General features: G+C 64.8%; 13 protein-coding genes. 7 read left to right on the forward strand and 6 right to left on the reverse strand.

What is annotated here, in order from left to right; all coding sequences use genetic code 11:
• Nucleotides 1–35: 35 nt before the first annotated feature.
• From OOJ09_RS05060 to OOJ09_RS05090, 7 genes are all read left to right on the forward strand, one after another.
• Nucleotides 36–1136, forward strand: coding sequence for a hybrid-cluster NAD(P)-dependent oxidoreductase (locus tag OOJ09_RS05060; RefSeq protein ID WP_269904147.1), 1101 nt, complete (start codon nucleotides 36–38; stop codon nucleotides 1134–1136).
• Nucleotides 1137–1286: 150 nt separating this feature from the next.
• The gene (locus OOJ09_RS05065; RefSeq protein ID WP_269904148.1) at nucleotides 1287–1715 is read left to right on the forward strand and encodes a PqqD family protein; all 429 of its coding nucleotides are present in this window, start codon (nucleotides 1287–1289) and stop codon (nucleotides 1713–1715) included.
• 41 nt (nucleotides 1716–1756) lie between these two features.
• Nucleotides 1757–2806, forward strand: a complete 1050-nt coding sequence (locus tag OOJ09_RS05070) for a serine kinase (protein ID WP_269904149.1) — start codon at nucleotides 1757–1759, stop codon at nucleotides 2804–2806.
• On the forward strand, nucleotides 2803–3552 hold the full coding sequence (locus OOJ09_RS05075; protein ID WP_269904150.1) for a glycosyltransferase family 2 protein: 750 nt from the start codon (nucleotides 2803–2805) through the stop codon (nucleotides 3550–3552). Before OOJ09_RS05070 ends, OOJ09_RS05075 begins: the two co-directional genes overlap by 4 nt.
• Nucleotides 3553–3607: 55 nt before the next feature.
• Entirely contained in the window at nucleotides 3608–4360 is a 753-nt protein-coding gene (locus tag OOJ09_RS05080; RefSeq protein ID WP_269904151.1) for a glycosyltransferase family 2 protein, read from the forward strand.
• Nucleotides 4360–5037 (forward strand): glycosyltransferase family 2 protein, encoded by a 678-nt coding sequence (locus tag OOJ09_RS05085; RefSeq protein ID WP_269904152.1) that lies wholly within the window; start codon nucleotides 4360–4362, stop codon nucleotides 5035–5037. The genes OOJ09_RS05080 and OOJ09_RS05085 overlap by 1 nt, the downstream gene beginning before the upstream one ends.
• Nucleotides 5034–6509: a nucleotidyltransferase family protein gene (locus OOJ09_RS05090; protein WP_269904153.1), complete on the forward strand. Its 1476-nt coding sequence runs from the start codon at nucleotides 5034–5036 to the stop codon at nucleotides 6507–6509. The genes OOJ09_RS05085 and OOJ09_RS05090 overlap by 4 nt, the downstream gene beginning before the upstream one ends.
• 66 nt (nucleotides 6510–6575) lie before the next feature.
• Here the strand turns inward: OOJ09_RS05090 and OOJ09_RS05095 are convergent, their stop codons facing one another.
• The 6 genes from OOJ09_RS05095 to OOJ09_RS05120 form a co-directional block, all read right to left on the reverse strand.
• Nucleotides 6576–7322, reverse strand: coding sequence for an FAD-binding oxidoreductase (locus OOJ09_RS05095; RefSeq protein ID WP_269904154.1), 747 nt, complete (start codon nucleotides 7320–7322; stop codon nucleotides 6576–6578).
• Nucleotides 7319–7930 (reverse strand): molybdopterin-dependent oxidoreductase, encoded by a 612-nt coding sequence (locus OOJ09_RS05100; protein WP_269904155.1) that lies wholly within the window; start codon nucleotides 7928–7930, stop codon nucleotides 7319–7321. Before OOJ09_RS05100 ends, OOJ09_RS05095 begins: the two co-directional genes overlap by 4 nt.
• A 151-nt stretch (nucleotides 7931–8081) precedes the next feature.
• On the reverse strand, nucleotides 8082–9608 hold the full coding sequence (locus OOJ09_RS05105; protein ID WP_269904156.1) for a DegQ family serine endoprotease: 1527 nt from the start codon (nucleotides 9606–9608) through the stop codon (nucleotides 8082–8084).
• A 265-nt stretch (nucleotides 9609–9873) separates the two neighbouring features.
• Nucleotides 9874–10593 carry an MBL fold metallo-hydrolase gene (locus OOJ09_RS05110; protein ID WP_269904853.1) on the reverse strand — a complete coding sequence of 240 codons (720 nt, stop codon included), beginning with the start codon at nucleotides 10591–10593 and terminating at the stop codon, nucleotides 9874–9876.
• A gap of 72 nt (nucleotides 10594–10665) precedes the next feature.
• Nucleotides 10666–11832: a diphosphate--fructose-6-phosphate 1-phosphotransferase gene (locus OOJ09_RS05115; RefSeq protein WP_269904157.1), complete on the reverse strand. Its 1167-nt coding sequence runs from the start codon at nucleotides 11830–11832 to the stop codon at nucleotides 10666–10668.
• Between the two features lie 187 nt (nucleotides 11833–12019).
• Nucleotides 12020–12787 carry a L,D-transpeptidase gene (locus OOJ09_RS05120; protein ID WP_269904158.1) on the reverse strand — a complete coding sequence of 256 codons (768 nt, stop codon included), beginning with the start codon at nucleotides 12785–12787 and terminating at the stop codon, nucleotides 12020–12022.
• Between the last annotated feature and the right edge of the window lie 383 nt (nucleotides 12788–13170).

The raw sequence follows: 13170 nt of genomic DNA on the forward strand, positions 1-13170 counted from the left end.
ATGCACGGAACAAAAGGGACAAGAGGATGAATGCGATGACGGATCTTGGCCTCTATCGCCATCTCGACGAGATGGCGCCCTGGAACGACAGGCTCCAGGTGCTGGAAGTGATCGGCGTCGCCGACGAGGCCCCTGACGTAAAGACCTTCACCTTCCGCTCCGATAACCAGACCTGGTTCCGCTACAAGCCTGGCCAGTTCGTGACGTTGGAACTGCCGACCGCCGACGGGCCGCTGATGCGCACCTATACGCTGTCGTCCTCGCCGTCGCGGCCGTTCTCGATCGCGGTGACGGTTAAGGCACAAGCGGGCAGCATCGGCACACGCTGGATGTTCGATCATCTGACGCCCGGCACCCATGTCAAGGCCTATGGCCCGGCCGGCGACTTCTCGTTGCACAGCCACCCGGCGGCCAAATACCTGTTCATTTCGGCCGGCTCCGGCGTGACGCCGATGATGTCGATGCTGCGCTGGCTCAACGACTGCGCGCCATGGACCGATGTCGGCTTCGTCAACTGCGCGCGCCGCCCGGAAGAGATCATTTTCCGCAAGGAGCTCGAGCTGCTCGGCAGCCGCATGCCCGGCCTGTCGCTCGGCTTCATGATCGAGGAGCGGTCGAGCCGCGAGGGCTGGTTCGGCCATATGGGCCGCATCGACGCGATCCGGCTGCCGTTGCTGGCGCCTGATTTCCGCGAACGCGAAATCTTCTGCTGCGGCCCCGATCCCTTCATGCGCGCCGTGCGCGGCATGCTGGAGGCCGCCGGCTTCGACATGACGAAATACCATCAGGAGAGCTTTGCGGCGCCTGTCGTGGAGGAGATCCCGGCGCCGTTCGCGGCGCAGGCGCGCGACGGCACCGCGGTTCCCGTCGAAGCCGCCACGCCGATCCGCTTCTCGCTTTCGGATGTCGATGCCGAGTGCGTCGCCGGCCAGACCGTGCTGCAGACGGCGCGGGCTTCGGGCGTGCGTATCCCCGCCGCCTGCGAGTTCGGCCTGTGCGGAACCTGCAAGGTCAAGAAGGTGGCGGGCGCCGTCGAGATGAGCCACAATGGCGGTATCCTCGATCATGAGATCGACGACGGTTTCATCCTCGCCTGCTGCTCGAAACCACTTTCGGCGCTCGAAATCGAGGCGTGATCCACCCGGAGCCAGACCGCTCCCAAAAATGGTCGACGCCTCACCGGCACCCGTTGTCTTGCCAAGGAAGAACCGAGTGTTTACAGGCGTTGTTGGGGAGCGACCGCGTCGACCGGCGATCTGGTCGCTCAAGCCGCGGGGCCAAGAACGATGCGCCATGCCAATGTCTACACAATCGCGAGCAAGGACATTGTCTTTGAGTCCTTCGACGGCGAGGCCGTGGTGCTCGATCTTTCGAGCGGGAAATATTTCGGGTTTTCCGATTCAGGCAGCAGGATCTGGCAGGCGCTTTCGTCCGGCGTCGATGCCCAGGCCCTGATCGGGCTGACCGCAGGCGCCTCGACAATAGGCCCGGCTGAACTCGACGGCTTCGTATCGCAATTGGTCGAACTGCGGCTCCTGACGCGTTCCGACGCGCCGGCGCAGCCACTGCCGGGCGACCTGCTTGCCGCGCTTGCGGCCACGAGCGAGCCGCTCAACGTGAGTGTCCACGACGACCTCGCCGACCTCATCATCGTGGATCCCATCCATGAAGTCGAGGAACCGCTGGGCTGGCCGGCAGTCAAGCAGGCATCCTGACGATCAGTCGCATCCGTGACAGAGGGGTGCTGGACCTGGCCATGTCGCGCGTTACCCTCGAAACCTTGCCGGACTACGCCCGCTATCTCATCGCCGCCGCCGAAGGCGCGTCCGCGCCCTATCCACTCACGCGAAAGATCCGCCTGCCCTGGCTGGAAGTGACCGCGCATCTCGGTCCCGGTGTGCTGGCGGATGCGCTCGGCCATGCTTTTGTCGAGAGCAGGGGTGATCAACCGGAAAGCTCCCGCTGCCGCATTTTTATTGCTCATCCGGGCATCCACGGCATCCCGGAGCCGGCACGGTGGGGCGACGCGCACTTCACCGAACACGGCTTTGCCGAGCGCCTCGCCGAGGCCGGGTTGCGCGGCCACTATTTTCACGATCTCGATTTCTGGCAGTTCTACGATCCGCAACGTCGCGTTGGCGTGCAGTTGATGGGCTCGGCCGACGCCTTTCCGCCCTGGGAACCTGGCGCGCCGCTGCGCGCCTTCCTGCACTGGGAGTATGCGGCACGCGGCATGCGGCTGACCCATGCCGGCACGCTTGGCGCCAACGGCAAGGGCGTGCTGCTGGCCGGCGCGGGCGGCGCCGGCAAATCCGGCACCGTCGCTGCCGGCCTCCTCAACGGTCTGGACAGCGTCGGCGACGACTATGTGCTGATCGACCTCGCCAACGGCGTGACCGCGCGTCCGCTGTTTTCAACGCTGAAACAAGATCCCCAAGGGTTTGCGCGGCTCGGGCTGAAGCGCCGGGTGCCCGCCAACGGTCCGCTCAACTGGCAGGGCAAGCATGCTTTTCACATTGGCGACATCGCGCCTCGGCCGGTACCGGCAACGCTGGACATCGTTGCGCTGGTGGTGCCACATATCAGCGGTGGCGGGGCAAGCTCGATCATGCCGGTGTCGCGCAGGGATGCCATGATTGCATTGGCGCCGTCCGGCATAGCGCAGATGCCGGGCGAGCGGGAAAGCGGCTTTCGCTTCTTCAGTGATCTAACCCGCCTGCTGCCGTGCTACCGTCTGTCGCTGGGGACGCAGCCGCAGGAGATCGCCGGCACGGTCGCGGATTTCCTCGCGCGGGGCGCTTCGTGAAACTGAGCGTGATCATGCCTGTCTACAACCGCGAGCGCTATGTCGTTTCGGCATTGCGCTCGCTGGTGCGGCAGCGCGACGTCGATCTCGACATCATCGTCATCGATGACGGCTCGACCGACGGTTCGGCGGAGGCCGTGCGCTCGATGATGCGCGAGACCCCCTGCATCCGCCTGTTCCGGCAGGCCAATATGGGCGTCGCCAGGGCGCGCAATGCCGGGTTGCGGCAGCTGCCGCCGGAGGCCGGGTTCGTGTCGTTCCTGGATTCGGACGACATCTCGCTGGCGGGACGCTTCAAGAGAGATCTTGCGTGCTTCATGGCCGATCCCCGCCTCGAATTGACCTATTCGCTGATGACGCTGGCCGACCGGATTGACGACGAGAGGCTTGAGCCCGCGGCCGACAGCCGTACCATGACGCTTCGGGGAATTTCGCTGAGCGCGGCCGTGTTCAGCAGGGGGCTTGTCGACCGGACGGGCCAATTCGACGAGGATTTCGAACAGGCCGAGGACACCGACTATCTGCTGCGTGTTTTCGAAACGGGTCCGAACTACGAATTGCTGGATGCCGTCGCGATCTACTACCGGCGCCACGCTGGCAATGTCACCAGGGAACATAGCGGCAGGGTCCGCAACCACTTGCGTGCCATCCACAAGTCGATGCGGCGGCGCAAGGCCGACCCGTCGTTACATGAAGTCCAGGGCATCTTCGAACTGAAGGGCCCGGCCAACTGGCAGATGCTGTGATGCCGGACACAATCGGTTCGGATCGGCCAAGCCCGCAACGATCGTGAAGCCATCAATGAGGCTGAGCGTGATCATGCCCGTCTACAACCGCGAGGCCTTTGTCGGCGCGGCCCTGCGCTCGCTGTTGAGACAACGCGACGCCGCCGATCTCGACATCATCGTCATCGATGATGGCTCGACAGACGGATCGGCCGAAGTCGTGCGCTCGGTGATGGATGAAAACCCCTGCATCCGCCTGTTCCAGCAGCCCAACCTGGGGGTGACCCGGACGCGCAACACCGGGCTCAGGCTGCTCGATCCGGAAACGGAACTGGTGTCCTTTCTCGATTCGGACGACATTTCCCCCGCTGGACGCTTCGAGGCCGATGTCGAACTCTTCCGGAATGATCCGGACCTGGACCTCACCTATTCAAAAATGATGCTTGTCGACCAGATCGACGACGAGCGTCTGGAGCCGGCCGCCAGCAGCAACAGCATCACGGTTCGGGGCATCCATCTGTCGGCGGCGATCTTTTCGCGCCGGCTTGTCGAGCGAATCGGTGGTTTCGACGAAGCCTTCAATCAGGCGGAGGACACCGACTACCTGCTGCGCACCTTTGAAAGCGGGCCAAGATATGCGATGCCGGAGACAGTGGCGCTCTACTACAGACGCCATCCCGGCAACATGACCCGACAGACCGACGTCCAGTCCCGTGAATTCATGCGCGCTATCTACAAATCGATGAACCGCCGCAAGGCAGATCCGTCCCGGCGTCGAATCGAGGGTATCTTCGATCTCAGGCCTCTCGCTGACTGGCATTTCATGTGATGAGCGGATACGGCGTCGTCATCCCAGCCTTCAACGCAGCCGGCACCATCGCTGAAACCCTGCGATCGGTCGTGGCCCAGTCGATCAGGCCCGAGACCATCATCGTCGTCGACGACGGCTCGACCGACGACACGGTCGCGGTGATCAAGACGATGAACCTGCCGGTCAAGCTGTTGCACCAGGACAATGCCGGGCCCGGCAGTGCCACGACCCGGGGCATTGCAGCGCTATCGACGCCACTCATCGCGACGCTCGATGCGGACGATCTGTGGCTGCCCAACAAGATCGAAAGGCAACTCGCGCATCTCGAGGGATCTCCCGCGACATCGGGGGTTTTCTGTCACTGGCGGAATTTCCGCAACGACCGGCCCGACGCGCCCGAGGCCGCTGCCTTGCCTGGCTGGTCGCGGACCACCATGATGATCCGCCGCGCGGTCGCCGAGACCGTTGGACCAATCGTCGATCCGCCGGGCGGCCGGGGCGAAATGATCGACTGGATCGCCCGGGTGCGCGAAGCCGGTTTCGTCCTTGATATGATGGACGAGGTGCTGGCGTTGCGGCGCATCAGGCCGGGCAGCCTGTCCTATGGACGCGATCCGGCACGCGATCGCGGCTATCTCCAGGTGGCAAGGCTCGCCATGCAGCGGCGAGCACGGAACAAGGCGGGCACGAGTTGACGGCCAAGGCAGTTCGCCGCATCGGCCGCCGCTTTCCGGACTATGGCTGGTCCTGGCCGACCGGCGGGCTCGACCAGTTGCTCAAGGCGGCGCTTCTTTCCGACGAGGACGCCGCCGCCGCTTGCGCGGCGCGCTGGCTGGACGAGAACGACATCGACCTCGTCTCCTTCCGCGAGCACCGGCTGCTTGCCGCCATCTCCGACAGGTTCGGCAGGAAGCTTGCCGGCCATTCCGCCTATCCGCGCCTCGTTGGCCTGCAGAAGATGCTGTGGACCAAGTCGCGCATGGCCATGCGCGAGGCGGAGCCAGCGTTGAAGGCGATGGCGGACGCCGGATGCATGGTGATGCTGATCAAGGGCGCCAGCCGCATTGCCTTGAACGCGTCGGCGCAGCGTGGCCGCGTGGCGCACGACATAGACATATTGGTACGGCCGCAGGACATGCAAACAGCCTTCGACGTGCTGCGCGACCGCGACTGGCAGATCGCCTCGGGTGTCAGCCCGCAATATCTGCGAACCCGGTTGCCGTCGCTGCGATCGATGAACTTCTTCAAGGGCAGTTTCGGTGACATCGACCTGCACCAGCTGGCTTATGACGGTTCGCAGCAAAGCAATGAAGACGACCTGGCCATCTGGAGCCGGGCGGCGGCCGCCGCGTTCAGCGGTGTCGGCGTGCTGGTGCCGTCGCCTGCCGACCGCATTGCGCTCGCCATCGCGCATGGCGGGCTCGATGCCCACACGCACAGCGACTGGCTGGTCGATTGCGCCGTGGCTATCCGCGACGGCGAAGTCGACTGGGACGTGTTCCTCGATATTGTCGCCCGGCGAGGCCTTGCCGCCGCCGCGGCGGTGGCGCTCTCCTATCTTGCGCTGGGTATCGGCGTGGCGGTGCCGGATGGGGTGCTGGCGCGCGTGCTGGCGATGGCCGACCGCACCGGCCTTTCGCGCTGGTCGGCCGTGCTGCAGGCCAAGCCGCGTACCGATTTCGGCAGGCTGGTCTGGCTGTCGCGCGGCCTTGCCAAGCAATTGCGGCTGAAGCGAAAGAGCGGCCGGCTGCAACAGGAGCCGCCGGCCAAGGCCTGGCGCGGCAAGTTGGTCGGGCGCAAGCCGCCAGCCGCGCGAGCGCCGTTGGTGTTTTCGCAGGCTATCGCGGGTCCGCAGAAAACCGGTGATATAATGCTGGACGTCACCGTCAGGATCGCTGTCCCGCCGGTCCGGCGCCGCATCGAGATGGAGATCAATGCCGGTGACGACCATGTTGCTCGCCTGCGTGCCATGGTCATCAGCCGATCCGGCAAGGAAAGGGTGCTGCATTTTCGCGGCAAGGTGAGGCTGGACGGCTCACAACAGGCCTTGACGCTGGAGGCGCGGCCGTCGCGGCAGTTTCGCGAATGGAATGACGCAGCCGCCGTCGCCACCTATGGCGCACTGCCTTTCCAATTGCTGTCGGCAGAATTCTCGCCGGCCGGCTGAGACCGGAGGGGACGAGAGGCACGCGTCGAAAAACGACAAGCGCAACCTCTGCGAAGCGACCCTCCTTCAGACCCCGTAGCGTTCGGTGCGAATGATTTCAGCCGCAACGCCGGCATCGGTCAGCGCTTGGGCGGCAGCCGAAACGAAAGCGTTGGAGCCGCAGACGAAGGCGGTGTCAGGCGGCTCGGGCAGCCGGGCCATGGCTTGCACCATCATCGCGACGTCCACCCGTCGTGAATAGTCGGCCGGCCGGCGCGCGGCTTCGCGCGTCAGGGTCAGCACCAGGCCGAAGCCGTCCTCGCGGTCGTCGAGGCCGATCAGCTCGTCACGAAAGATCACTTCGTCCCAGACGCGCGCCGAAAAGACCAGAACGACGGGCACCGTCGATTTTCGTGCGGCGCGATGGCGGACCATCGACATCAACGGCACGACGCCCGAGCCGCCGCCGACCAGCAGAAGTGGCCCACCATCATCATCGGGCCAGACGAAATGCCCGCCGAGCGGCCCGCGCAGTTCGACCTCGTCGCCAACCGCGGCGACCTCGTGGAAGAAGGGCGAGACCTCGCCATCATCGAGTTTCTCGATCGCCAGCTCGATCGCCCCGTCCGTCCTGGGCGCGGAGGCTATGGAATAGGAGCGGCGCGCCTGATAACCATCCGGCGCCGTCAGCCTGACATCGACATGCTGCCCGGCTCGATAGGCGAAGGGCCGCGACGGCCGGAAGAAGAAGCTGGTGACCCGCGGCGTGCGCTTTTCGATGCGGACGATCGCGGCTGTCTGCCAGGGCGACTGGGCCGCCAGCGCCTCGCTCATGGATCGTCCGTATAGCGCTGTTCGCGCCAGGGGTCGCCATAGATGTGATAGCCGCGCAATTCCCAGAAGCCGGGCTCGTCACGCGTCGTGAACTGCAGGCCGTTCAACCATTTGGCCGACTTCCAGAAGTAGAGATGCGGAACGAGCAGCCGCGCCGGACCGCCATGGTCCGGGGTGATCGGCTTGCCTTCGTAGAGCAGCGCCACCATCGCCTTGCCGGCGGTCAGATCCTTTACCGGCACATTGGTGGTGTAGCCGTCGAACGCATGCGCCAGCGTGAAACCGGTCGGCGGCTCCAGACCGGCATCGGCAAGGATATCGTCGATCAGCACGCCCTGCCACGGCGTGTCGAACTTGGTCCACGCGGTCACGCAATGGATGTCTCGCGTCATCTTGGTCAAAGGCAGCGCGTTGAACTCGGCCCAATTCCATTTCTTGATTGGTCGCGGCCCATGCTTCAGCGTGAACGACCAGTCCTCGGTGCGCACGCGCGGCGTCGGACCGGCCGACAGGACCGGAAATCCCTGCTCCAGATATTGCCCGGGCGGGATGCGCGCATCGCCGTCGGTCGGTGGGCGCCGCCCAGAAACAAAACCTCGGGTGACCATTGCGGCAATCCCTCTGTGTCAGGCCATCTGTCAGCCTTGCACAATGTTCTCGAAGATACCGTGGCGGGCAACCGAAATCTTGATACAGGCGGAGGGTTCGTCGTTGGTCCGACCAGCCCTGCCGTTCCTGCGCCCGGTTCAGCGCCGCATGTCAGCCATTGGCAAACGGCACCGCGACATAAATCCGGCCGCCGTCGCGCTCCACCAGCAACAGCACCGATTTCCTGCCGGACTTGCCGGCCTGGGCAATCGCCTGGGTGACCTGCCTGGCGTTCTTCACTGGCACCTGATTGACGGCAACGATGAGGTCGCCGGGCTCGATACCGGACGCCGCGGCCGCCTTGTCGGGACTGACGCTGGCAACCACCGCGCCGTGCTGATTGTCGGCGAGGTTCAGCTGCTGGCGAATGTCGGGCTTGATGTCGATCAGGCCGAGGCCGATCGCCGGGGCCCGATTGCCTTGCCCGGTGCCGGGCGCACCGGAGCCGTCGGTCACCGACGCGGTCTTCACGTCATCGCTGTTTTGGCCGACATCGACGGAAATCCGCACCGCCTTGCCCTTGCGCCAGACGTCGAGTGGCTCCCTGGCGCCGGGTGCGACGTCGGCGACGGTCCGCGACAAGTCCTTGGGATCCTTCACGTCCTGTCCGGCAAAGCCGGTGATGACGTCGCCGGTCTCGACGCCGGCCCTGGCGGCCGGCGAGCCGTCATTGACCTGCGAAACCAGTGCCCCGCCGGGATGGTCGAGTCCGATGGCGCTCGCCACATCCGGGGTAACCGGCTGAATCTCGACGCCGAGGTAACCGTACTGGATGGAACCGTCCTTCATCAGCTTGGCGACGACTTTCCGGGCCTGATCGGACGGGATGGCGAAGCCGACGCCGACGCTGCCACCATTGGGCGAATAGATCGCCGCGTTGATGCCGACGACATTGCCGTTCATATCCACCAGCGGGCCGCCGGAATTGCCATGGTTGATCGGAGCGTCGATCTGGATGAAATCGTCAAACGGCCCGCTGTGCAGATCACGACCGCGTGCCGAAACGATGCCTGCGGTGACGGTGGTGCCGATGCCGAACGGATTGCCGATCGCCAGCACCTGGTCGCCGGTCATCAACTTGTCGGAGTCACCCCATTTGACCGTCGGCAACGGCTTGTCGGCCTTGATCTTGAGCACGGCGAGATCGTTCTTGGCATCGCTGCCGACGAGCTTGGCGGGAAGTTCGGTGCCGTCGTCGAGCGTCACCTTGATCGAAGAAGCGCCATCGACGACGTGGTTGTTGGTGACGATGGTGCCGTCGTCGGCGACGATGAAGCCGGAACCGAGCGCCTCGGCACGCTGCGCCTGCTGCTGCGGCGGTGTGCGCGGGGCCGGCATGCCCTGATCGCCGAAGAACTGACGGAAATAGTCGTCGAATGGCGAGTTGCCGAGAGGCATGTTGTCATCGGTGCTTGCCGGCTGTGCCTTCATGACGGTGGTGACGGTCACCACCGCCGGCTTGTCGGCCGCCACGATGGGGGCGAACGAGCCGTTGGGGGCCGTGATGCCGGCGACAGGTGTCTGGGTTGTCGGAACGGTGTTGCCCGCACTTTGGGCGAAAGACACGACGAAGGGGGATATGATCAGCGCAGCGCCCAGCAAGGCCGCGACGCGATGTCTGCGAAGGATATCTGACATGGTCGTTTGTCCGGGCGAGAGTTGATCCAGCGCGCCGTAGCCTCTTCCCCATGCGGGGAAACCCGATCATCCGGCGTGTCGAGGGTCGCGATTGCCCGTCTCGCCTGGCATGGCAGCCGACCGGATCGACAACCCTGCATCTAGAGCGCGGATTGGCCCGATTTAGGGTTTTCGGGCGACGTTACGAAGATTTAATTTCCGGAGGACGGCAGGTCACAATGTCGTTAGCGACAGGCCAGGCCGGGTTTTTCCGCCCCGCAAGGCATCAGATTCCGCCGGTTCGCTGCAGATAGACCGTGGCAATCTCGCGCATGCGCTTGCCATCGAAGCTTGGTCCGTGACCGCCGTGGCCGATGCGGATCGGCAGGTCGAGGAGGCGCTGCATCGTATGGCGATAGGCCGTGCGATCGGAGTCCGGCAGGCTGTCGATCAGCGTGTCGTCGTAGATGGCGTCGCCGCTGAAGAACAAGCCATCGGCCTCGTCGAACAGCGCGATAGAATCCGGCGAATGTCCGGGCAGATGCAGCACGCGGAATTTCCGGTCGCCGAGGTCGACCACGTCGCCCTCGCCAAGGGTCCGCGTCAAGGGCGCCGACGGAATCCTGTAATCGGCGGCTTTCCAACCCGGTGCCGGCAGTCTCGAAACGGCACCTTCGAGATCGTGGAACATATAGGCGTAGGTCGCGGCTTCATCCATGCTTTCGAACTGCGCCGCACTCATCCTTGGCCCGGCCCGCAACGGGAATTCGTGCAGCGAGCCGACATGGTCGAGATGGATGTGCGTCGCGACCACCAGAAGCGGCTTGCCCTGCTGCGTTTCGATTTCCGGCGCCAGCGGGCAGATGCCCATGCCGGTATCGACCAGAAGGTCGGCGTCGCGGCCGCGCAGGTGCCAGATGTTGGCGCGCACATAGGCATGCACGAACGGCTCGGTCAGCATCGTCGTCTTGTCGTCGACGATGCTCCTGCTGAACCAGTCGGGCATCATGTGTGAGCCTGGCATCACGGTGAGCCTGGCATCACGGTGTGAGCCTTGGCATCAGGTGTGAGCCCGGCATCAGACAAACGGCTTCCCGATCTTGTATTTTTCCGGCACCAGCCGCTTGAGGTATGCCATGCCTGCCTCGGACAGCTGATTGACATCGGGCTGCATGAAATCGTCCGGCATGTGGCGGGTCTTGCCGGCAACGTTCTTCAACGGCACCTTCTTCAGCACCGTTTTACCGCCGTCATATTGGAGCGCCACCGAGCCGCCGCCCTGTTCGGCGACGGTGACGGCGAAGGCGCCGGCATCGAAGGCCTCCCGCGCGTCGACCGCGCTGATGGCGCCGACATAGCCACGCGGCATATAGCCGAGCGCATCGACGCGGGCCCGCTTGCCCGGCAGGCCCTCGGCCAGCGCGCGCTCGAGCGCCGCCGGCAGGTCGCTGCCCGACAGCTTGACGTTGCCGTGCGCGTCGCGTTCCAGCTTGTCGGGCGGCACCAGGCTTTCGACCAGCGCCTTGCCGTCGGCGGTGCTGACGCCTTCCGACACGGCGACGATGCAGCGCTTGTGGCGGTCGAGCGTGGCGCGCACGTCGTCGATGAAGCCGGCGGCCGAGAACGGACGCTCCGGCACATAGACAAGATGCGGCCCGCTGTCCTGGTCGAACTGCCAGGCCGCGGCCGCCGCGGTGAGGAAGCCGGCATGCCGGCCCATGACGATGCCGACATAGATGCCGGGCAGAGCGCGAAAATCGAGATCGACGGACAGGAAGGCGCCGGCGACGAACTCGGCCGCCGACATGAAGCCCGGCGTGTGGTCGTTCTCCTCGAGATCATTGTCGATGGTTTTCGGCGCATGGACAAAGGCGATCTTGCCGCCGGCGGCATCGGTCAGGATTTGCTGCGTGCCCGACGTGTCGTTGCCGCCGATATAGATGAAGGCGTCGGCGCCGGCCTTCTTCAATCCATTGAGGATGACGTCGCAATAGGCCGCGTCCGGCTTGTCGCGGGTCGAGCCAAGGGCCGCACTTGGGGTGCCGGCAATCAGCCGCAGCCGGTCCTCGGGAATGGCGGAGAGGTCGACATAATTGCCGTCACGGATGCCGCGCACACCGTGGATCGAGCCCAGGACCTTGGCGCCGGGATGCCGCTTGCGGATCTCCAGCGTCGCCCCGACCACCGTCTGGTTGATGACGGCGGTGGGACCGCCGCCCTGCGCGATAACAAAAGTTCCGGCCATTCCTGACGTCTCCCGGGCGATGAATTCGCAGGCACATTCGCCTGTCTTTCGCCGTCGCGCAACGGGAGAACCAGAGCGCGGTCCCGAAAAGCATGCCCTCGGGCCTGACCCGAGGGTGGCAACCGGCCTTCACCAGAGATCGGGCTCAAACAGAGAGACGAGGCGGCCGCGCGGCAGGCCGGCAGGATCAGACGACGACGACCGGGTTTTTCTTGGAGACGCGGCTGTAGAGATCGATGATGTCCTGGTTGATCAGGCGCACGCAGCCCGACGACATGGCCTGGCCGATGCTCCACCACTCGGGCGAGCCGTGGATGCGGTAGCCGGTGTCCTTGCCGTCCTGATAGATGTAGAGGGCGCGGGCGCCAAGCGGGTTGGTGAGGCCACCGGGTTGCCCGGCCTGCCACTTCACCAGTTCCGGCTTGCGGGCGATCATTTCCGGCGGCGGCGTCCAGGTCGGCCATTCCCTGCCGTACTGGATGTTGGCGCGGCCGGACCAGCGGAAGCCGTCCTTGCCGATGCCGACGCCATAGCGGATGGCGTCGCCACCCGGCTGCACGAGATAGAGCATGCGCTCCTGCAGATGGACGACGATGGTGCCGGGCGCTTCGCCTGTCGTGTCGACGACGATCTGGCGGCGGAATTCCGGCTTGACCTTGAGATAGGGCACTTCCGGCAGGTTGAAGCCGCCATCGGTCATGGACGCGTACATCACGTCCGGGCTGGTGACGTTCCTGTCGACACTGATGCTTGGCCGGATCGGCCGCACCGAGCCGGTGGTGACATCATCCAGTTCCAGCGCCGGCAAACCGCCGCCAGAGGTGGAGCAGCCGGCGGCGCCGAGCAAGGCCAGCGCCCCTGCTCCGGACAGAATGGCGCGGCGGGAAAGGTGATAATCGGTTTCGATTGCGTCGCCGTTTCGCGGCGGCGTCAGACCTTGCGGCAACTCACGCATATACCCAAACCCTACGCTGTCGGCGGGAAGCACGGTCCGGCCGGATAGCAGGCATTTTCATCATTCATGGTTGATAAAGCATGAAGACCTTGCACAGCCGGCGTCTGCGCATTGCCTGGTGGGCGCTCAATCGTCCTATCTGACCTTTGGCCGAGGGCCGCCGCCGCGGCCGCAATGGTTCTCGGCGCCAATGTCAGCCTGGCCGATATCGCGAGCACGCTGAGCGGCGCGAATTGACGCCGGCCTGCCCTTGGCGCATCGATATCGCAGCAATTCCAGGAAAAGTGCGTGGCGGTTTCCGTCCGGAATTGCGTAAAACAAAAATCCGGCCTCTTTACATTCTCCCGCACCCAAGGATTTATCCTCTTTCTTGAGCTCAAGGG

The sequence above is a fragment of the Mesorhizobium qingshengii genome, from assembly GCF_027563465.1.
In the GTDB taxonomy this organism is placed as follows: Bacteria; Pseudomonadota; Alphaproteobacteria; order Rhizobiales; family Rhizobiaceae; genus Mesorhizobium; species Mesorhizobium qingshengii_A.